Here is a 21,633-nt window from a genome sequence, read left to right on the forward strand (position 1 = left end):
CTTAATGAGATTGATGTAAAATCAGACGGTTGCCGTCGGGGTCGTAGGCATAAATTTCTTGTCCGTGAGAAGCTACAGAAATTTCTCTTTGCGAGGTACAGCCTAAAGATGTCAGGTGAGATATGGCAGTTTCTAAATTATTCACTTCCAAACATAAACTGAGCGGACTTTGGGAATTAACAAAAAATTCTGGCTCGTTTGTGGATTTAGGTATAAAAATACCTAACTTTAACCCAAAAATGTGAAACTCAGCATAGACGTTGGGAATGAGTTTCTGTGGTTTTTGTTCTAGTAATTGAGTATAGAAGCTGACTATATTATCAAAATTAACTGTGGCTATGGTAACGATGACACTATTATATTGCATATTTATTTTTACCATAGATTTGTCACAAAAGCGCAGTTGCCGCAGAATTCAGGAGTTTAGGAGTTCAGGCGCAAGAAAATAAGGCGTTGCTGATTAAGGGTATGAATTTTAGTCTCACGCAAAGGCGAGGCAGCGCGGTCTTGGGGGTTTCCCCCATGAGCGACTGCCGTAGCAAAGACGCACTGAGGTTTGAGTTTTAAAGATTCAATTTGGGAATTTCATACCTCAATATGGCTAATGCCTCCGGCACGCTACCGCGAACGCCACGCAGGCTATCAGCAACGCCTCTTTTTTCTAGTCTTGCACAACTGTGAGCGATCGCTGACTTTTTTCTCAGAAAACATCATCTTCTGCGTACTACTTACTAAGCAATACGTATTTATTTATGCTCAGTAAGCATATAAAACATTTGGATTGAATGTAGGGGTAGCGCCCCCCTGACAGGTGTAGGTTTTTTACGGTGAGGGCAAGACTTGGGCGACAAAGTGGACAAGGTGACAAGGGAGGAAAACCCTACAGGATGATGTTTTTTGGCAACAATAACACACCGTTAAAAGACTATTGTGCGGATAAAATCTTCCTTGTCTACGTTCCCTCCAAGTCTTCCCAGTCTTGCCTTCACAGACAATATTAAAAACCTACCCTTGTGAGGTAGCACCCCCCTGCCTACCCCGGTATTTGGCGCAACCACAGGTGGTTTGTCCCAGCAATTCTCATTTTGAAAAAAATAAGATAAAATTCTCTTAATTTAACTAGTAAACCGTAAGGAAGCACAAGCACCTTCCTTGCTTTCCCGTCGCAACAAAATATTACTGGGTTTGACATCTCGGTGTAAAAGTTTCCGTTCATGAACACATTCTAAAGCTTGTCCGATTTGGTCAATGTAGCGCAAGGCTTATGTTTCTGACAAGTAACCATTATCAGCAGTATAGCTTTCCACATAAGCTGCTAAATCATCCCGGTCAATGTGTTCCATTGCGATCGCCCAAAGTCCATCTTCGGGAAAATTGTCGTAAACTTGGACAATATGGGGATGATAGCATTTTGATAAATCTAAGGCTTCTTTTCTAAACCTCTTTTGTCTTTCCGCAAAGTCTGGTTTTTCCTAAAATCCAACTTCCCACTTTAAACACTTATTCCAATTTCTTGCTTTTGACTTTTGACTTCCCAAAGGGTGTCCTGATTCAGACAATCCAAAAATTTACTATATATGCGCGAACGGATTTCTACTCTTAACATTAGTGTAAACCAAAATTTTCGTCTTGTCAAGTCTTGAAGTAAATTAAATTGTCCCCACCTGGGTGAGAAAAGAATTTAGAAAGGGCAAATATCGGATATGATTCTGGGATATCCTTAGATAGAAAGGATATTGGCGAAATTAAAGTAGAATGAAGCTGGCAGCAAGAGTAAGTCAGGTAACACCCTCCATCACCTTAGCCATCGCAGCTAAAGCTAAGGCTATGAAAGCCGAGGGTATAGATGTTTGTAGTTTTAGCGCGGGTGAACCGGATTTTGATACCCCAGCGCATATCAAAGCCGCAGCCGCAAAGGCTTTGGATGAAGGTAAAACCAAGTATGGTCCAGCCGCTGGAGAACCAAAATTACGGGAAGCGATCGCTCACAAGCTAAAAAATGATAATGGTCTTAATTATAAGTCAGAGAATGTCCTTGTCACCAATGGCGGTAAGCATTCTCTGTATAATTTGATTGTGGCATTGATTGACCCCGGTGATGAGGTAATTATCCCTGCACCATATTGGCTAAGTTATCCCGAAATGGTGACATTAGTTGGTGGTAAGTCTGTGATTGTGGAAACAGACGCTTCCAATGGCTACAAAATCACCCCGGAACAGCTAAAAAAAGCTATTACCCCAAAAACAAAGTTATTTGTCCTTAACTCCCCTTCTAACCCCACAGGGATGGTCTACACGCCAGGGGAAATTAAGGCTCTGGCGCAGGTAATAGTTGATGCAGATATCTATGTTGTATCTGATGAGATCTATGAAAAAATTCTCTATGATGGTGCAGAACATATCAGCATAGGTTCTTTAGGTGAGGAAATCTTTTCTCGCACCTTAATTAGTAACGGTTTTGCTAAAGGTTACTCAATGACAGGTTGGCGTTTGGGTTACTTAGCAGGACCATTGGAAATTATCAAAGCCGCTAGTACCATTCAAGGACATAGTACATCAAATGTGTGTACTTTTGCTCAATATGGAGCGATCGCCGCTTTGGAAAGTTCCCAAGACTGTGTAGAGGAAATGCGTCAAGCTTTTGCTAAACGTCGTCAGGTGATGTTTGAAAGACTCAACACTATTCCGGGTTTGAGTTGTCCTAAACCAGACGGTGCTTTTTACCTCTTCCCGGATATCAGTAAAACTGGTTTGAAATCCCTGGAATTTTGCAACGCTATCCTGGAATCTCATCAAGTTGCACTGATTCCCGGTGTCGCTTTTGGTGCTGATAAAAACATTCGTCTTTCCTATGCTACGGATATGGAAACGATTGAAAAGGGAATGGATAGATTAGAGAAATTCGTCCGTTCTCGGATTTAGCATAATTTCTAATTCCCGAAACTCAAGACTTAAAAGTTTTGAGTTTTCGGTATCAGTGACTTTTTTTAGGGTGCATTATCAATATGAATAATGTCTATTTGGTGTTAATAATTGCGATTTCTCTATTACTGAGAATATATAATCTTGCTAATAATCCTATTGCGTTAAATCAAGATGAAGCCATAAATGGTTATGACGCATACTCCCTAATTGCTACCATGCGGGATCATCATGGGAATTTTCTGCCAATTATGTTGGAATCTTTTGGTGATTGGGTATCACCTGTTATCACTTATATCACAATTCCTTTTGTACAATTATTCGGATTATCAGAATTTTCGATCCGCTTACCTGTTGCCTTATTAGGAGTGGGTACGGTCGTTCTTATATACTTATTTAGTCTACAAGTTCTTAATGATAAAAAATTAGCCTTAATAGCTGCTTTTCTTCTGGCAATTATACCCTGGCATATCACCCTTTCCAGATGGGCTATTCCTCCCAGCATTGTGCCATTTTTTATGCTGTTATTTATGACAGTATTTTTATGGGCTGTTAAAAACAATCCAAAACAATCTTATAGGTTAATTATAGCATCCATTTGTGCAGGAATACTAACCTATTCTTACCCAAGTCAAAAATTATTTGTGCCACTTCTATTAATAGCATTAATGATAATTTTCTTGCGTAAGAATATCACTAAAATAACCATGTTTTTATTAAGTTATATCATTTTTGTATCGCCAATATATTTATTAACTTTTGCTGATCCTGATAGATACAACGGTAGGTTTAAGATTGTTTCAATTTTTGGTCAAGAAGAAAATATATTTATTATTTTTGGGAAATTTTTATTAAGATATTTGAGCTATTTTTCACCAGAGTTTAACTTTGGTATTAGTGATTCTAATGTTATGCAGAGAGTTCCCGGCTTTGGTGCTAATTATGATTTTCTATCAGTATTTTTTTATATAGGAATTCTGGGATGTTTTACTCTAGCTTTTAAGAAAGATAGTTTAACTTATCCACATCGTCAGATCATCTTATTATTACTTGCATGGCTTTTTATTGCCCCAATTCCTGCCAGTTTAACAGAAACATATTACCATACATTAAGAATGATTCATGGATTACCTTTAACTATTATATTTGTGATTTTTGGGTTAAAAATAATAGTTGATTCCATAAAAGATATCCAACTAAAAAAGAAGTTGATTGTGATTGTGATCTTTCTAGGAATAATGAATATTCCTAGTTTTAGTTATGTTTATTTTCATAGATATCCTCAACAAACCCTGACTAGAGAAATGTTCCAATATGGAATTAAGGATTTCATGAATTATGTAATTATTAATCAGGATAGATTTAATAAAATAGTCATTGATAATCAAATAAATCAGCCATATATCTATTATCTATTTTATGCAAAATATGATCCAAAGTTAATTAATCATCTGGAAATTCAGCCAGATAAAGAAATTAAAAAAGTTGGTAAATATGAATTTAGAAACATTGATAATCAAGAGATTATCAATACCCAAGAAATATATCAAGTTAATGATAAAGATAGAATTTGGTATAAAATCTATGAAAGAAATGATCGGGTTCTATTTGTTAAAAAAGTAACCTAAAATCAAATCAAACCCATTTCCTTTAAACCTTGATAAAGTCGTTTTGCTTCTTCGGGGTTATATAATTCATGGAGAGAAATAGCATATTCAAAAGCTTCTAAACTACCGGAAACATCACCAATTTTCAACAGCACAACCCCTAAATTTTGATAAGCTTCTGCATAATCAGGATTCAAATTAATGGCGTTATTATAGGCATCAATAGCTTCACTAAATAACCCCATTGCTTTGCATACCATGCCTAAATTATAATAACCTGTTACAAAATTAGGATCAATTTTTATGGCTGTTTCATAAGCAATTTTTGCTTCTGGTAAATCTCCTACATTTTTGAGTAAATTTCCTAAATTATTATATCCTCCTAATTTCAAAAGGGGATAGATAGGCAATTTCACCGCAGCTTGATAATGAGAAATAGCTGGGGATAAATTTTGTAAATTCGTGTAGGCAATTCCTAAATGGTAATGTAATTCATATAAAATATCGTAATTTATATCTTCATCAAAATCAACTGCAAATTCCTGTGACTGCGAATGTTTAAATTTATTTAACGTTTTTTTTTCTTCATTAACCTGATTACCAATTAATTGATTTAATCCTCGATTTAATAACTCCATACCCGCATCAATTTTCCCCATTTGCATATACAAAGCTCCCAATTTACTGCATACATAAGCATCATTGGGGTGACTGGCAAAAAACTCTTCCATTGCGGCTGCGGCTTTAGCATATTTATTCTGTTCATTAATTACAGCTTTTTGATAACCTGTATGCAGAATTGCTACTCCTGGTAAATAACCAATTTGCCAATGTGGTTCTTGAGTGAGAATTGCGGTGACACTATCATCAATTAAAGCATGATAAGGGCGATCAAAATATATATCTGGATGATTGCGAAATAGTCGAGAAACCAGAGAATAAGGTGATTGTGTTGAACCAACTTCTTGACGCACCAGATTAATCACCAGATACTCTTCTTTACTAATAACTGATTGGAGTAAAGGGATAATTTCTGATGTCAAACTTTCATCAGCATCTAAAACTAAAATCCAATCACCTGTTACATATTTTAAAGCTTCATTTCGAGCCGAACTAAAGTTATTATCCCAGGTGAAATGATGTACTTTAGCTCCAAATTGTTGAGCGATTTGGGGTGTTTTATCAGTTGAACCAGTATCAAGAATTACAATTTCATCAACAAAATTATTAACACTTCCTAGACACTTTGGTAAAGTGATTTCCTCATTTTTAACAATCATGCAAAGGCTAACTTTCATCTGGTAACACTATGGTATTTACAACGTTGATTAATAATACAGCAGGAGTCAAGAGTTAATCTACCAGTAGGGGTAATTCATGAATTACCCCTACCTCCTCTGAGTCCTCTGTGCCTGGAGTGGTTCGTATCTCTTAAAAAATATATTTAAACAGGGTGAAAATAGTCATAAATATCTTGCGCTAACCGTGAACCAATTCCGGGAACTTCAGTTAATTGTGTAGTTGTAGCTTCACGAATATAGTCAAGAGAGCGAAAATGCGCTAATAGCAACTTTTGGCGATTTTGTCCCAAACCGGGAATTTCATCTAGATGCGATCGCTTTAGTTTATCACTTCTTTGCTGACGATGAAAACTCACCGCAAATCTATGGGCTTCATCTCGCAATCTTCGTAATAACTGGACTCCTGGTTGTTCTGAGTCTGTTTCTAAAGGTTTTGATGAGTGGGGTAAAAAGATTTCTTCTCGTTTTTTGGCTAAACTGACAACCCGTAAATCTGCGAATAGATTCATTTCCATTAAAATACCCACAACGGCAGATAGTTGACCTTTACCACCATCAATCATAATTAAATCAGGCCAGTCAGCATTACCTAATCTTGCTAATTTGGGATCTTCAATATATTTACGAAACCGTCTATTAATAACTTCCGCTAAACTAGCAAAATCATCGGAATGACCAATGGTAATATCAGGATTTTTAATTTTATAATGTCGGTAATATTGTTTGGCTGGTAAACCATCAATAAATACGACTTGCGAACCTACTGCATTAGTCCCTTGAATATGAGAAATATCATATCCTTCAATGCGTTTGGGTAAATCTGGTAAGTCGAGAATAGCGGCTAGATCTTGGGTTGCTTGCAAATTACTATCACCCAATTTTTGCATTCTTTGTAATTCATATTGGGCATTTTTTCCCACCATTTCTATTAATTCTGCCTTACTTTGTCGCAAAGGATTGAAAATTGTGACTTTTCTACCTTTGCGTTCTGTTAAGATATCGGACAAAATTTCACTATCTGGTAAATCGTGTTGTACTAAAACTTCGCTAGGAATTTCTACACTTTCTGCTGTTTGATAATGTTCTTCTAAAACTCGTTGTAAAATTGCTCCCGGTTCAGGGTGGGAGTCAGCCACAAAAGCCAACCGTCCCACTAATTGACCGGCGCGAATTTGGAATAATTGAATGTAGGCGTGTTGATCATCGGCGGCTAAGGCTATGGCATCTCGTGATACTGTATCATCAGGTAAGGCGACTTTTTGAGCAGCATTTAGGGATTTTAAAGCCACAATTTGATCACGAATTTTCGCCGCAGTTTCAAAATTCAATTCTGCTGCTGCTGTTTCCATTTGTGCTGTTAAAATATCAATTAGTTCCTGAGTTCTGCCTTGAAAAACCATCGCTACTTTTTGGACAATTTTTGCATATTCAACCGGGGAAACTAATTTTTGACAAACACCAGGACAACGACCAATATCATAATTCAAACAGGGACGATCTTTAAATAAAGGTTGTGGTCTTTGTCGTAAAGGAAAAATCTTTTTACATAAATGGACAATTTCTCGTAATAACCCGGAATCTGTATAAGGACCGTAATATTTATCTTTGGCTTTCCCTAATTGACGTTTGCGAGTAATGAAAATGCGCGGATATTCATCTGACCAAGTAATGCACAGATAAGGATATTTTTTATCATCTTTGAGTAAGACGTTAAAATATGGCTGATGCTGTTTAATTAAATTGGCTTCTAGTGCTAATGCTTCAGCTTCTGTATCAGTGACAATGAATTCAATTTCTGTCACTAATTTAACCATTGTGTTAATCCGTTCCGTCTTGTTAGTGGAGTCGCGGAAATAGGAACGGACACGAGAACGCAATTTACGAGATTTACCTATATATATTAGGCGATCGCTGCCATCCCGCAGCAAATAAACCCCGGGTTCTGGGGGAATTTCTCCCAGACGATTTTCTAAACGTTCTGGGTTTTTGTATAGTGGTAAGATTTGCTCAGATATAGTCACAGATTTATTTTACATAACTTTATTAGTTACCTATCTTGATTTTAAACCATAAATTAAAAATACCCAGATATCCGATTTTTGACCCTTCTCAATCCATAGTTTGAGTTGATAAATCCATTGAAATGCTAATAGAAAAATCGTCAACAATAAACTAATATAATCCGCGTGTTCTTAAGTAAAATTACTATCTAAACCTATAATATTAAAGTCTTGTTCACTTAAACCAAAATGTCTTGCTACTCTTAAAAAAGATTGGTATGGATCTAGAACTAAAAAAAATCCCAAAAATTTGGCTTGATGATTGTTTTTAGATGTTGAGATATCTGCAAAATAGTGTATTTACTAGGGATTAGATACATACTTTTATACAATAATAGAGATTGATATTCCAGATTTTATAGTATTTTTTTTCACTATCCAGGGGTAAAACTACTGAAAATAATCTTTTTACCACTAATTGCTGACCGCTGATAGCTGAAGCTGCTGTATCATAACCTTAAACAATTAAACACACTCCATATGAAGATGCAGAAAAATAAAAGTAGATTTACATTAATCCCGGTGTGTCGAATAACTGCTTTTTATCAGGGTTTAGTATGAAGCTAAACCTTTTCTTATTGAGGTGTTGCGAAAGGAATAGGAGTCAGCGGGAAGAATGATATTGATACACATACTATAGATAGATGAATTTAAGCATTAATTTAGGTAAATTAAGCAACTATGGTAAACACTTGGTATATATGGGCTTGGTCAATCGCCAAGCCTTTTTTATGAAGGTTAATGATTTAGCCCTAATTCATACTTAGTTCCATTAAACCATCAGCCATGTCAAAATTAGCTGTCACATTTTGGACATCATCTAACCCTTCTAGGGTATCAATTAATTTGAGGAGAGATTTAGCTTGATCTGCATCTGTAAGTTCTACCTGATTACCAGGAAGCCAACGCAATTCTATATTTGTGACTTTAAAACTTTTTGCTTTTAAGGTTTGGCTGAGTTTCTCTAAATTTGCCATTTCTGTAAATACCTCAAATGTTTCCTCTGCAATGATTTCATAAGACTGGGCATTTCCTTCTAAGGAAGCTTCTAAAAGCTTGTCTTCATCAATTACACCTTCGACTACACAAACTCCTGTTTGGGAAAACATCCAACTTACGCAACCTGTTTCTCCCAAATTTCCGCCATTTTTGCTAAAAGAGACGCGCAAATCTGCCGCAGTTCGATTCCGGTTATCTGTGAGGGCTTCAATTAAAATGGCGACACCACCAGGACCGTAACCTTCGTAGCGAATTTCTTCGAGGATGCTGTTATCGCTGAAAGTACCTGCACCTTTCGCAATGGCTCTATCAATATTATCATTGGGAATACCTGCGGCTTTGGCTTTATCAATGGCTGTCCTGAGTTGAAAATTACCTGCTGGATCTGGTATACCGTTTCTTGCAGCCACAATTATTGCCCGTGATAGTTGGGTGAATATACTTCCCCTTCTGGCATCTACTACGGCTTTTTGACGTTTAATATTTGCCCATTTACTATGTCCTGCCATAATTAAAAAAATACTTATTCTCTATTCAAACATAGAATAGATCGGAATTATAACCTAGAGGCAGACAAAGCTGCACCAATTAATCCCACTTGTTGATTAAGAATTATATGCACGGGGATTTCTTCGAGAAGAGAACCCATTCTGCCTTTTTGGGTAAAATTCAAGAGGAAACTACCATTTTGCATTAAGGGGAGGATTTTGGGGGCGATACCACCAGCAATGTATAATCCGCCATAGGGTAGGAGTTTGAGGGCTAAATTGCCGGCTTCTGCACCGTAGGCTTCGATAAATAATTGCATGGTTTGTTCGGAAAGGCGATCGCTTTTTTGGAGTGCAGCAGCGCCAATAAATGCCCCTGGATCAACGGTTTTTTCGGTTGTCTGTGCTTCTTGTTCCCAAGTTCTGACTGCTTGGGCAATTTCTGGTGATTCAGTGGCTATGTTTCTATCGCGTAAAAATTGGTAAATGGAGGTAATTCCTAACCCGGAAACTACTCTTTCGACAGAAACTCGTTGAATATCATGTTTATCTACTAGATATTTCAACAGTTGAAATTCTAATTCATTACGTGGTGCAAAATCTGCGTGTCCACCCTCGGAAGGAAAGACTTGATATTGATGGTCTTGTTTAATCAAAAATCCTTGTCCTAACCCAGTTCCCGCACCGATTACAGCCATTGGTGCTGCTGGTTGATATTTACCAACTTGTAAAGTGAGTAAATCCTGTTTTGTTAACCCAAAAATGCCGTAACCAACAGCCGCAAAGTCATTAATCAGGGAAATTGACAAAATACCCAATTCTTGAGTTAAACGATTTGTATCGAGAAACCAGGCTAAATTGGTCAACTTGGCGGTGTTTTCCACTACTGGTCCTGCGATCGCAAAACAAGCCTTTTCTGGTGTGCTAGAGTTAGCTGTAGTCAAAAACCTTTGGACGATGGGGACTAAATCAGGAAAATCCCCACTGCGAAAACTCTCTTCATACAGAGTTTTTAACCCTAGTGTTTCCGAAAATTCCACCAAACGCAAAATAGTTTTTGTTCCGCCTATGTCTCCGGCCAGTAGCAATGTCATAAAATTTATCACTTAGTAGGTTACTTTTGCCCAGTTGTAGCGATATGCACTTGAATGAGATACAGAATCTACAGTAAAAGCCATAAGTTAAAAGTCTCTTAACTCCTGACTCCTGACTCCTGACTCCTGCTATAGCGTCAGTTGTGATTTAGAGAAAATCCCCATTAAATATTTACACAAATCGCACCAATTCTTCAATTTTCGTCAAATGGGACGTATCACCCTTGAGTGCTAATAACCATTCTGAATCTTGACGGACAACTTTTACCAAAGAACATAGAGAAGCTTTGACTTCACTTTTGGCTATGTCCCCCACAAATCCCATTGCTGCACCCAAGACAGACGCGCCATGCGCCACCAATAGGATATCATGGGGGGAAAATTCAGTAGATAAACACCTGGCAGTTTGCGCCGAACGTTCCCGCACCTGTTGATGAGTTTCCGGGTATTTTGCGGCTATGCGTGATGTGTAACTGGTATCAATTCTGGGAAATAATTTGACTAAAGCTGAGGTTGAGAGTTTTTCGGGTTCTTCAGTCATCCATTCGGGATTAAGCCATTCACTCAAACCCACTTCCAGTTTAATCTGTAAATCCAAAACTTCGGCGATCGCATTCGCAGTTTGGATAGTTCGCAAAAACGGAGAAGCAAAAATATGGGCGATTTTTTCCCCTTTAAGTCGCTTTGCTAACTGCTGCGCCTGAATCATCCCATCATCTGATAAAGGTGGATCATACCGTCTTTCGGCGGTTAGAAACCAATCGGGATATACGAAATCAAGGCGGTTAGCGTGTCTTGCTATCCAAACTATTTGACTCATGGGAAAATCCGAATGTTAATTTTTGTTATGTGGCTATAATACGATACTTTGCAAACCTTTGACTAATCTTTCTATACCTGCTTTAGCTGTATCTGCTGGTAACGCACCATAAGCAACCCGCAAATAACAGCCATCTTCCATCCCAAAGGTTGTTCCCGGAATCACTGCTATTTTGTGTTCTTGAATCAGTTTTTTCACTAATTCCAAATCATTCATTTTTGTCTGCACTTTCAAGAAAAAGTAAAATGCACCATTAGCTGGTGTAATTGTACATAAATCCTGAAGTAATTGTAGTGAATTAATCACTATTTCTCGAACTTTAGCAATACTCCCAATATTATCTTTTAAATAATCATCTTTTGCTTGTAAAGCCCCCAAAGCTGCATACTGAGAAACCACAGGTGGACAAATTAAAATAGTATCTTGAACTTTTTTCACAGCAGTTAACAAATGTTCAGGAATTACCATATAACCAATTCGCCAACTAGCAAAACCATAAGCTTTCGACAAACTAAACAAAGAAATTGTATATTTATTACTGCCCGCAGATGCCCCCGGAGAAATATGTTTTACACCGTTGTAAGTAAAATATTCATAAGCCTCATCACTAATATGATAAATTCCCCTTTCTCGACAAATTTCATTAACTTGTTTTAATGCTGTCTCTGAATAAATAACACCCGTCGGATTATTCGGAGAAATCGTCACCACTGCACGGGTTTTATCTGTAATTGCTGCCTTTATAGCTTCAGGAACTAATTGATAATTTGCATCTGTGGCAACTAATACCGGATGACAACCTGCCATTTTAATCGCCATTTCATGATTAAAATAGTAGGGAGTATTTAAAATAATTTCATCACCAGGAGAAGTAATTGCTAAAATAGCATTTATAAACCCCATGTTGCTACCTGCTGTCACCACAATAGCGTTTTCTTCCTTGATATCAATATCATTAAATATTGATAATTTTGCCGTTAAAGCTGTTAATAATTCAGGAATCCCAACAACGGGTTGATAAAGATGATTTTTAGGTTCAGCAAGAAATTTTGGTAATAATTCTATGGCTGTTGCTGGTGGCTGATAATGGACAACACCTTGTCCCAAAGAAATTGTTCCTGGAGAGTTTTTAATTAATTCACCCACCACCGGAATAATTGGCGATTGAATCGCTGCCATTCGTGATAATTTATAATTCATAACTCTTAAAAACACTAAAGTATTTCTGATGCCAAATTGCTGGTTTATGGTAGGGGTTTAGCTTTTGCTTTACCCTGACTAAATTTTAATTACTTCGCTATAAATCTATTGATAGTTTTTAGGGATACCAACTTGTGATAAACCAGCAATTACTTTCAAGTTTTGACAACGAATTAATTCACTAAAATTTAAACCAGAACGCCCTTCTATTGTTCCTACTGCTTCAATAGCTGTTAACAAATGTTGGGCAGCTTCTGTTTCTGAATAACCCCGTCTTTGGGCGATTCTAATAGCGGCTGTATCAGCAGTTAATTCTGACTCCTGGGATTTATTGGTGCGCCAAATCCGTATAGCCGCTACAGTGCTTAATCCACAGGCTATTACCACACCTACCACATCCGCTTGGACTGCTTCGAGTATTCCGCCCACAAGCCCTGCTAACACCGCACCTTGATACATATTAGGTTCTAACCATTTCACCCCTATTAACCAGGATACCCTTTGCAATAGGAGTAAATCCCGTTGGGGTTTTGTCAACCGTCGCCATAAATCGAAATTAATATATATTGGTCTTGCTTGACTCAAAGGCAGGGGAAAAGCTGCATCTATTACCTGTTTTTGTTCTGGTTTACTGACGATTTTAGTCATCATTCGCCCAGAAGCAGGCATTACATCCAACAACCGACGAATTTCAATATTTGGTTCCATAACACCCATTATAATTATGTATATTCAATGACTACTAAGATTACACTCTATTCCACTTTATATTTATATGGACGCTTTTGATCCCAATCCACCAGAATGGACTAATCAAGCCGTACACGCCTATCAATTCCATTGTCCCAAATGCCACGCTGGTAGTCGAGATGCTGTTAATGTGTGGTTAAATAGGCGATCGCCTGTCAGTACCCCAGAACGTCGTCGGAAGTGGCAAGAATTCTACCATTGTCATTGCGGTTATGTCTGGTGGGCTTGGAGTAATGATAGACCACCGACGGATTTATCTAAGCAAAATCAAAATCAGGATTAACTGCTTTTTTCTCTCGTTCCCACCCAGAGACTAGGAACGAGAGGATGAGAGATTGTATCTATTCTAAATCTGGTTCAACACCAAGCGATCGAAGTTGGGCAATTAATCTTTCGGTTTTTTGCTTTTCTTGTTCTAACTTTTGTCTTTCCTGTTCAGCTTTTTGTCTTTCCTGTTCAGCTTTCTGTCTTTCCTCCTCTGTGCTGGTTAATATCCAATTACCGTCTTTGTCATACCAACGTAACCAAGGCATTTCGACGTTTTTATAACTTCCTTGCCACACTCCCAAACCTAATTCTATTTCGGGAATCCAAAACCGGAAATCTGATAAGTCTACTTCAGCATAACGAGCGCCTGTTAACTGAAACATTCTAAATTCAGATTTATAACGATCAAAGATGGCGTAATAGGGTACTCTTAAAATTTGTTCATAAACTTCCCATTTACCAGGAGGTTTTTCTACATCTCTTAATATTGTCCCTAAGTCTTCTTTTTCTGTTCCTGGTGAGAGTAATTCAACAATAATATGAGGGTTTACTCCTTCTTGCCAAACTACATAACTTAAACGTAAATCTCTTTTATCATAAAGAGAGGGAACACCTAAGACTGCAAACCAATCTGGACGTTTATACCATGAAGGATGACGCAAATCATAATAAAGATTCAGATCACTTCCTGTAAATATTTGGTCGCTAGGATAGTTAGGGGGACGGAATGTTTCTGCTAATAATTGTGGTTGGAATAAATGAAATTGATCTGGCAAACCAGGTTCCTCCGGGTCTTCGCTAGGAAGATCATACATTGTCGGTAATGTTTCTTTAGGGGAAAGTGGCGGATCAGTTTGATACATTCTTAACAATCCTAAAGATAGAATTTCTATTTCTATTATGTAGTAATATGATTCGGTTTAAAAATGGTAGCGACGGTTTTGAATATTCGTGGTAAGATTTACGGGCGTATTCCCATAAGCCCGCATTCCTTTCTAATTAGAGATTACACTTCTGGATAGTGGGTTAATAACCCACTTTATAAAACTACACATTCAACGGCTTTTTTGTGACAATTGGCGTTTGATTATCACTATTTGCAATTGGTACAGGTGCAATAACTTCCTTGCCTGTAATTAATCTCGCGCCACGATTGCGGGTAAAATAGCTCCACAACCATTGAATCATCACCACTAACTTATTATCAAATTCAATCAAGAAGTAGATGTGAATAAATAACCAAACAAACCACGCAAAGAAACCTCTAAGTTTGATAAATCCTAAATCAACAACTGCGGCGTGTTGCCCAATCATTGCTAAACTACCTCTATCCACATATTTGAATTGGGGTAATGTTTCACCTTTCAACCGTTTTTGAATGAGTTTAGCCACATACTCGCCTTCCTGCATGGCGACTGGTGCAACTCCCGGCAATGGTTTATCATTTTGATGGGCAAAATTTGCTAAGTCACCAACTACGAAAATGTTGGGAAATCCTTTAATACTGAGGTCTGGTTCAACCATAACACGACCAGCGCGATCGCTCTCAACTCCCGTTTTATCTGTCAAAACTTTCCCCATTGCTGAGGCTTTCACACCCGCAGCCCACAACACGGTTTTAGCTGCAATTTCTTTGACATCATCACCTTGCTTAATCGTCACAATATCATTTTCAATATGTGTTACCAAAGTTTTGGTTTGCACATCTACGCCCAAAGCCTTTAATGATGCTTCCGCTGTGTGGGATAATTCCGGGGCAAAAGGGGGAAGAATCCGATCTAAACCTTCTAACAATAAAACTCTGGTTTCTGAGGTGTCAATGTTGCGGAAATCTTCTGTCAGGGTTTTAGTTGCCAATTCAGCGATCGCCCCCGCCAATTCTACCCCAGTTGGACCACCACCCACAATTACAAAAGTTAACAAAGCTTGGCGTTTTACCGGATCACTTTCCTTTTCAGCGGCTTCAAATGCGGAAAATATTCGCCGACGCATCTCAATGGCATCTTCTACAGTCTTTAAACCCGGTGCAAATTCTTCCCAGTTATCCTTACCAAAATAGGAATGTTTTGCCCCTGTAGCCACAATTAAAGTATCGTAGGGGACAGATTCCTCGCCTACCATCACCTTTTGGGTGGTAGTGTCAATATCATTCACCTCACCCAACAGCACCTTAGTATTCTTACTCTTGCTGAGGACAGAACGCAAGGGAGAAGAAATATCCGCTGGGGACAAAGCACCTGTAGCGACTTGGTACAGCAGTGGTTGAAACAGGTGAAAATTACGTTTATCAATCAGGGTGATTTGTACATTGGCTTTAGCCATAGACTTAGCGGCGTACAATCCACCAAAACCACCACCAATAATCACGACTTGATGAACCGGTTTTTTGTCAGCTAGATCAACCATAAAAAATATTTCCTTCCATTACAGGGCTGTAACTATTCTTAACAAATTTGTATCAAAATTATCACAATTATTTCTGTTTATCTTGAACTTCTTAAAAAAAAAGAAAAGTGGTGGATTGAAAGGAGGTAGGGGCGCAGAGCCTGCGCCCACCCAGGAGTCAGAAAGAAATTCCCCCCTGTTCCCTGTTCCCTATTCCCTATTCCCTGTTCCCCAATTTGCGATACAATCATAAGTCTGCCAATTTCATGACAGCCTTTATAAACAGGAGATGCTTCTATGGCGCGTATGTATTATGATGAAGATGCTAATTTGGATCTTTTAGCAGGTAAAACCGTTGCTATTATTGGTTATGGTTCTCAAGGTCATGCTCACGCGCTGAATCTTAAAGATAGCGGTGTTAATGTGATTGTCGGATTATATCCTGGCAGTAAGTCCACAGCTAAAGCCGAAGCTGCTGGTTTGACTGTAAAAAATGTTGCTGATGCGGCCAAAGCTGCTGATTTCATCATGATTTTATTACCTGATGAAGTCCAAAAAACAATTTACAAAAACGAAATTGAACCGAATTTAGAAGCTGGAAATGTTTTAGCTTTTGCACATGGTTTTAATATCCATTTTGCACAGGTTGTACCTCCTGCCGATGTTGATGTCGTCATGGTTGCACCTAAAGGCCCTGGACATTTAGTGCGTCGTACTTATGAACAAGGACAAGGTGTACCTGCCTTATTTGCAGTTTATCAAGATGCCACTGGTCAGGCACGCGATCGCGCTATGGCTTATGCTAAAGGTGTTGGTGGTACACGCGCTGGTATTTTGGAAACTACTTTCCGGGAAGAAACCGAAACCGATTTGTTTGGGGAACAAGCGGTATTGTGTGGTGGTTTGAGTGCTTTAATCAAAGCGGGTTTTGAAACTTTGGTAGAAGCCGGTTATCAACCAGAACTCGCTTATTTTGAATGTCTGCACGAAGTCAAATTAATTGTTGATTTAGTTGTAGAAGGTGGTTTGGCTACCATGCGCGATAGTATTTCTAATACTGCTGAATATGGTGATTATACTCGTGGTCCTCGCGTTGTCACCGCCGAAACTAAAGCGGAAATGAAGAAAATTCTCAGCGAAATTCAATCTGGACAATTTGCGCGGGAATTCGTTCTAGAAAACCAAGCTGGTAAACCCGGTTTTACTGCTATGCGTCGTCAAGAAGCTGAACATCCTATTGAGGCTGTTGGTAAGGATTTACGCGCTATGTTTAGCTGGTTGAAGAAAGGGTAATTTTGGGTAATTGGTAATTGGTAATTTCTTACCTTTTACCAAATTCTTTTTTTATGCAGAAAATAGTTAGCAAAATATGACAAATATTTGCATAGAAGTTAAAACAATATTTGTAAATAAAGGATTAAATGCCATGACAATTAAAATCAAATCTATTACTAGTCTTAAAGTCCAGGGGTTGATCTTAACTATCCTGCTATCAACCTTAATACCTGAAACTGTTCAGGCGCAAATTATTCCCACCATCAAATTACCAACCACTACAGTTCCTAAGCCAACCATTACAGTTCCTAAGCCAACCATTACAGTTCCTAACCCAACCATTGAAACCCCATTAGTATTTCAGCTACCAACTACTTTTAGCATCAACGCTACACCAGGTAATACAACTCCTAGCTTTGTTTCTGTGATTAAAGAAGGCAGTAATTCACCTCAAATTTCCACAGGGACAGGAAGTACATCTATTGCTATTCCGGCGGCGACTACGACATCAGGAACTGTATCTAACATTAATGTAGTTCTACCTTCTAAAAATCCTGTTTCTAGTGGAGATGTCAATTTTAATGTTAATACAACTCCAGTTTCTACCTTTGGTTCTGTAATAAACAGTGTTAACCTTTCATTTCCTGTACCAGTTTTAGATTAGACATCTCCGAAAATTAAATATGCGTGGCATGAAACCCCTGTAGAGACGTTCCATGGAACGTCTCTACAATCTTTACCGAAGATGTCTAATAAATGCGGATTTTATTAGCGCCCCCATTCCCTCGTAGGGAAGGGGGGAAGGGGGGTTAGGTTTCTGGAGATTATCGGTTTCATCTAATACTTTTAAAACAACCTCTAAGAGTGAGACGTGGGGCTTCTTGCTGCTTTAGCTAAAATTTAAATTCTAGATTCATGTCCCCTCTAAAACCATCCTCACTTTTACCTAAACGAGAATTCATCACTAAACCAGAATTAGCACTTGCATAACGAAATATCATCCCATAGTTAGGATCTTTTAACTGACTTTCAAATCCTTTGGTAGCTGTAGAATAAGTCGAATAGTATGGACCAATTGTGACAGTCCCTAATTCTTTATCTTTGAAAACATCATAGGTAGATTCAATTTGATATGAAGGTTCTTGATTACCAAGAGAGAAAGAACTATTAAAATTAAAACCACTTCTATGGGAAAAATTAAGCAATAAAAAAGTGCTAATTTTATCTAAACTAGTAGATTGAACATCAGGATTGAGGATTTTAGGGGAACAACTCAATACTGGATAAAAAGTTATATTAAAATCTGGTTTCACAAACTGAAATACATTACCAATAGAAAGACTTGATAAATTTAAACGATTAGGATTATTATTATAAGTTAGTGATAGAAAAGGTGAATTAACTATAATTGTACTCCATTGTTGATTTTTATCATAAAAAGTATTCCGAAAATCTGCTTTAGTCGCAAACTTTAACATTCCTCCCAGCGAACTTTCTCCAGTAGCATTAGGATTCAACTTAGCCAACTTCTGATTAATCATTGGTACAGAATCAGAAAAAAGATTAAACCACATACCTGTAGATAGGGAATAACTCAAATTATCAATACTTCCAGATATGACAAATTCCATTGCTGGTAAATAAAGATTTCCGGTATAAGAAGATGTTTCAATTTCTCTTTTTCGAGACGTACTCAGTTGAATTCTGCTAAAATTTATATCAAAAATTTTTCCTCCTCCAATTATAGAAGCTGCTGTAAACAAACTATCGAAATTATTATCAAGAACAAAAGATTTATCAAATAAAACTTGTCCATCTGAAGTTTTTGCCTGCAAAAAGGTATATGTAATCGTTTGAGGTGCATTAGCATTAGTTTTGGGAATATTAGAAAACATTGGACCCAAGTCATCAAGAGAAACCGAATCTATGACAACAGGAGTTTCATCAGTCCAAGGTTGTATTATTTGCTCAATAAATTGGACACTTCTTTGATAAATACCTGTTCTTAGTTGTAATAATAAGGAACTATCTGAAGTAATATTTCCTGAAAAAGTATAACTTCCAGAAACTTGGGCAAGGCTACTATTAGTATTACCATAACTTAGTGTATTATTTAACCTTTCATTCATTTGTCTGCGTTGTTGAGATGTGGCTTTTGTCTTCAACGTCGCTAAAGTTTTTACGGTATTAAACTGTTCTTTTGCTTCATTAATACTTGCATTCAAATTACCCGGATTAATAACACTAAAAGCACTACCCAATATTAATCCTAGACTAGCATTTGTAGTCTGATTTAAATCAGTATCTTGCCATTGGGCTGTAGTTACAGATAAGCCAGGATTAGCAAAAACATTTAAATAATTTAATCTAATTTTTTCTGGGTCATATTGTAGTAATGTGCGGTTATGTGACCAACTCAAAGTATATCTATACCAAGCTTGATTTTGAGGAGCTAATATCGAAGAAGTGGTAACTTCAGGACTTTGTTGTCCAAGGTTAGACCAACTCAAGGAATTAAGATAATGAAAATCTCTTTGTTCTTTCGTTAAAAAGGGATTGCTAAGGACTTCAAAAAGATCATTATTATTTATTTGATTAACTTGTAAAGTTTTGATCCCAGGTAGAGACGTAATTGGAGCTTTAAACGAATATCCCTGGTTAGTAAAAAAATCACCTAATGTCAGTCCAGCAGCAAGGAGATTTTCACGGGGAATAATACTACCAGCTTCCAATTTGACACCATTATTTAATAAAGGTTGTAAATTGACAGTTTGAAAGCCTTGGAAAAATTTAGGTGCATTCCTAGCATCTAAATTACCAGATAAAGCACCTCCTCCTAGTAATTGGTCTGTAGTTGCTTTGGGTGCGTTAGCTAGGGGAATAAGTTTTTGGAACAAACTACCATCAGAGCCAGTAATATTCAGATTAAAACTGGCATTATCAGGTAGCTGAACTCCCGGAGGTAGGACGATTTCTGCCGTCGCGATAGTAACATTTAAGTCATTTAATTTATTGCTTCCTACTGAATCTGTAAGAGTAGTAGGAAAAGCAAATACTGTTTGTACACCGGAAAAAGCTGTAGAAACTTGAGCAAATTGTCTCAATTTTTGTTGATAACTATTGCCCTGATAACCAAAATTTAGATGGTTTCCCTGGGTTTCAATAACCACACGATTACCATCTAATACCCAATAGAATTGTTCGTCATCGGGATAAATAGAAATATTAGCTGATTTAATGAGGGGATCACTAAATTGCTCTTTTTGAAACGCATTACCTGGATCAAAGTTATCTAAATCAACACCGAAATTTGAATAGAAAGTAAATTTTAAGGGTTGAAAATTACGAGGATTAATAATTAGTTTATCACTTGTGTTTACGAAAAATGGATATCTTGATGCGCTGTTTTCTAACAAGCTACGCATTAAAATTCTCAGGACTTGTTTATTTTGTTCTGGCGCTAATGCTGGTTTTTCCTCTGGTTTCGTTTCTGGTTTATCATCTGGAATCGGTAAAGAGGGTACTTCTTTGGGAACTATAGGCAGATTTGGCTCAACTGGAGTTAATTGCGCTTGCTGCTGATTGTTTGTTTCCTGTGCGATTAATGTCTCGACACTAAGAGTAGTATTGTAATTAGGTTTATATAAATGAAAGCTATTAGTATTATTTATATTTAAATCTTGATCTGGAGTATTATAATAAGTCTTATTAGCACTATATTCACAGCCAAAGGTGTGTCGCTTCAAATCTTCCTCTACACTGGGGATATTGTTCGTAGTGACGAGTATTGGTGCAGAATCCTCCAGCCTATTTTCCTCACAACTAGAGGCTGTGTGGAGGATATTTTCTGGTAACTGATATGCAGAATATTGATTGAGACTGATTTCTGTATCATTTAACTTTTGCTGTGGTGAGAAAGGAGTAATATTAATTATTTCTGGATCAGAAGAAGTTAAATTTTTGGACTGAACACCTACCTCTGTAGATTCTAGGTGTTTTTCGGGTTGAATATCCTGATTATTGGTATTGACGCTAAAAAAATCATTTGTTTTTTCTTGTTCAGTTGCGAGGACTTTTGGGGAAAACAGTACCGACACCAACAAAGTTACTAGCAGTCCACCACTCCAGAAAATATCTTGTTTCTTCATATTGATTAAAAATGGCTCTACCGTTCCCTTTATGTAAAACAATATTTATTGTAGGTTGGGTTGTGGAACGTAAACGTTCGCCAAGCAATCGGAACGAAACCCAACCTTATCAATGATTTTGTTGGGTTTCGCGATAGCGAAACCCAACTTACATTTCCTTAACCGACAAGTATTGATTTAGAATCGTTGGTTTATTTACGCCGTGTTGTACTAGATAATAGCAATTAATTGAGCTACAAGAATTTTTATCATCGGAAAAATACTGGATTTTTTCACTATTTTTATCAAAATTCATCAAAAAATAAGTGGTCTTAGTT

17 protein-coding genes are annotated in these 21,633 nt (G+C 37.4%); 5 read left to right on the top strand and 12 right to left on the bottom strand.

The window, feature by feature from the left end; translation table 11 throughout:
• Position 1: 1 nt before the first annotated feature.
• Positions 2–367, bottom strand: a complete 366-nt coding sequence (locus CA730_RS00505; RefSeq protein ID WP_172891144.1) for a VOC family protein — start codon at positions 365–367, stop codon at positions 2–4.
• 748 nt (positions 368–1,115) lie between these two features.
• Positions 1,116–1,259, bottom strand: coding sequence for a protein kinase domain-containing protein (locus CA730_RS25330; RefSeq protein WP_231939939.1), 144 nt, complete (start codon positions 1,257–1,259; stop codon positions 1,116–1,118).
• Positions 1,260–1,755: 496 nt separating this feature from the next.
• Between CA730_RS25330 and CA730_RS00515 the strand changes: the two genes are divergently transcribed.
• Both CA730_RS00515 and CA730_RS00520 read left to right on the top strand, forming a co-directional pair.
• A complete protein-coding gene (locus tag CA730_RS00515) occupies positions 1,756–2,922 on the top strand; it encodes a pyridoxal phosphate-dependent aminotransferase (RefSeq protein ID WP_096662645.1) in 1,167 nt (388 codons plus the stop codon).
• An 83-nt stretch (positions 2,923–3,005) separates the two neighbouring features.
• The gene (locus tag CA730_RS00520; RefSeq protein WP_096662647.1) at positions 3,006–4,550 is read left to right on the top strand and encodes an ArnT family glycosyltransferase; all 1,545 of its coding nucleotides are present in this window, start codon (positions 3,006–3,008) and stop codon (positions 4,548–4,550) included.
• A gap of 2 nt (positions 4,551–4,552) precedes the next feature.
• Here the strand turns inward: CA730_RS00520 and CA730_RS00525 are convergent, their stop codons facing one another.
• From CA730_RS00525 to CA730_RS00555, 7 genes are all read right to left on the bottom strand, one after another.
• Complete coding sequence (locus CA730_RS00525) at positions 4,553–5,827, bottom strand: tetratricopeptide repeat protein (RefSeq protein ID WP_096662649.1); 1,275 nt, start codon at positions 5,825–5,827, stop codon at positions 4,553–4,555.
• Positions 5,828–5,973: 146 nt separating this feature from the next.
• Complete coding sequence (gene uvrC, locus CA730_RS00530) at positions 5,974–7,851, bottom strand: excinuclease ABC subunit UvrC (protein WP_096662651.1); 1,878 nt, start codon at positions 7,849–7,851, stop codon at positions 5,974–5,976.
• A gap of 791 nt (positions 7,852–8,642) precedes the next feature.
• Positions 8,643–9,398 (bottom strand): YebC/PmpR family DNA-binding transcriptional regulator, encoded by a 756-nt coding sequence (locus tag CA730_RS00535; RefSeq protein WP_096662653.1) that lies wholly within the window; start codon positions 9,396–9,398, stop codon positions 8,643–8,645.
• Positions 9,399–9,445: 47 nt separating this feature from the next.
• A complete protein-coding gene (locus tag CA730_RS00540; protein WP_096662656.1) occupies positions 9,446–10,471 on the bottom strand; it encodes a glucokinase in 1,026 nt (341 codons plus the stop codon).
• A gap of 172 nt (positions 10,472–10,643) precedes the next feature.
• The gene (locus tag CA730_RS00545; RefSeq protein ID WP_096662658.1) at positions 10,644–11,291 is read right to left on the bottom strand and encodes a histidine phosphatase family protein; all 648 of its coding nucleotides are present in this window, start codon (positions 11,289–11,291) and stop codon (positions 10,644–10,646) included.
• Between the two features lie 33 nt (positions 11,292–11,324).
• A complete protein-coding gene (locus CA730_RS00550) occupies positions 11,325–12,491 on the bottom strand; it encodes a pyridoxal phosphate-dependent aminotransferase (RefSeq protein ID WP_096662660.1) in 1,167 nt (388 codons plus the stop codon).
• Between the two features lie 105 nt (positions 12,492–12,596).
• Positions 12,597–13,199 carry a DUF3318 domain-containing protein gene (locus CA730_RS00555; RefSeq protein ID WP_096671183.1) on the bottom strand — a complete coding sequence of 201 codons (603 nt, stop codon included), beginning with the start codon at positions 13,197–13,199 and terminating at the stop codon, positions 12,597–12,599.
• A 67-nt stretch (positions 13,200–13,266) separates the two neighbouring features.
• Here CA730_RS00555 and CA730_RS00560 point away from each other — a divergent pair, with 67 nt between their 5' ends.
• Entirely contained in the window at positions 13,267–13,524 is a 258-nt protein-coding gene (locus CA730_RS00560; RefSeq protein ID WP_096662662.1) for a hypothetical protein, read from the top strand.
• Positions 13,525–13,582: 58 nt separating this feature from the next.
• On the opposite strand, the gene CA730_RS00565 is transcribed toward CA730_RS00560, so the two are convergent.
• On the bottom strand, positions 13,583–14,371 hold the full coding sequence (locus CA730_RS00565; RefSeq protein ID WP_096662664.1) for a DUF874 family protein: 789 nt from the start codon (positions 14,369–14,371) through the stop codon (positions 13,583–13,585).
• A gap of 184 nt (positions 14,372–14,555) precedes the next feature.
• A complete protein-coding gene (locus CA730_RS00570) occupies positions 14,556–15,914 on the bottom strand; it encodes an NAD(P)/FAD-dependent oxidoreductase (RefSeq protein ID WP_096662666.1) in 1,359 nt (452 codons plus the stop codon).
• A 276-nt stretch (positions 15,915–16,190) separates the two neighbouring features.
• Here CA730_RS00570 and ilvC point away from each other — a divergent pair, with 276 nt between their 5' ends.
• Both ilvC and CA730_RS00580 read left to right on the top strand, forming a co-directional pair.
• Entirely contained in the window at positions 16,191–17,186 is a 996-nt protein-coding gene (ilvC, locus tag CA730_RS00575) for a ketol-acid reductoisomerase (protein WP_096662668.1), read from the top strand.
• A gap of 133 nt (positions 17,187–17,319) precedes the next feature.
• Positions 17,320–17,832, top strand: a complete 513-nt coding sequence (locus CA730_RS00580) for a hypothetical protein (RefSeq protein ID WP_157749889.1) — start codon at positions 17,320–17,322, stop codon at positions 17,830–17,832.
• Positions 17,833–18,061: 229 nt separating this feature from the next.
• On the opposite strand, the gene CA730_RS00585 is transcribed toward CA730_RS00580, so the two are convergent.
• A complete protein-coding gene (locus CA730_RS00585; RefSeq protein ID WP_096662673.1) occupies positions 18,062–21,316 on the bottom strand; it encodes a hypothetical protein in 3,255 nt (1,084 codons plus the stop codon).
• Positions 21,317–21,633 lie beyond the last annotated feature (317 nt).

Origin of the sequence: Dolichospermum compactum NIES-806 (genome assembly GCF_002368115.1) — a bacterium.
GTDB classification, from domain to species: Bacteria; Cyanobacteriota; Cyanobacteriia; order Cyanobacteriales; family Nostocaceae; genus Dolichospermum; species Dolichospermum compactum.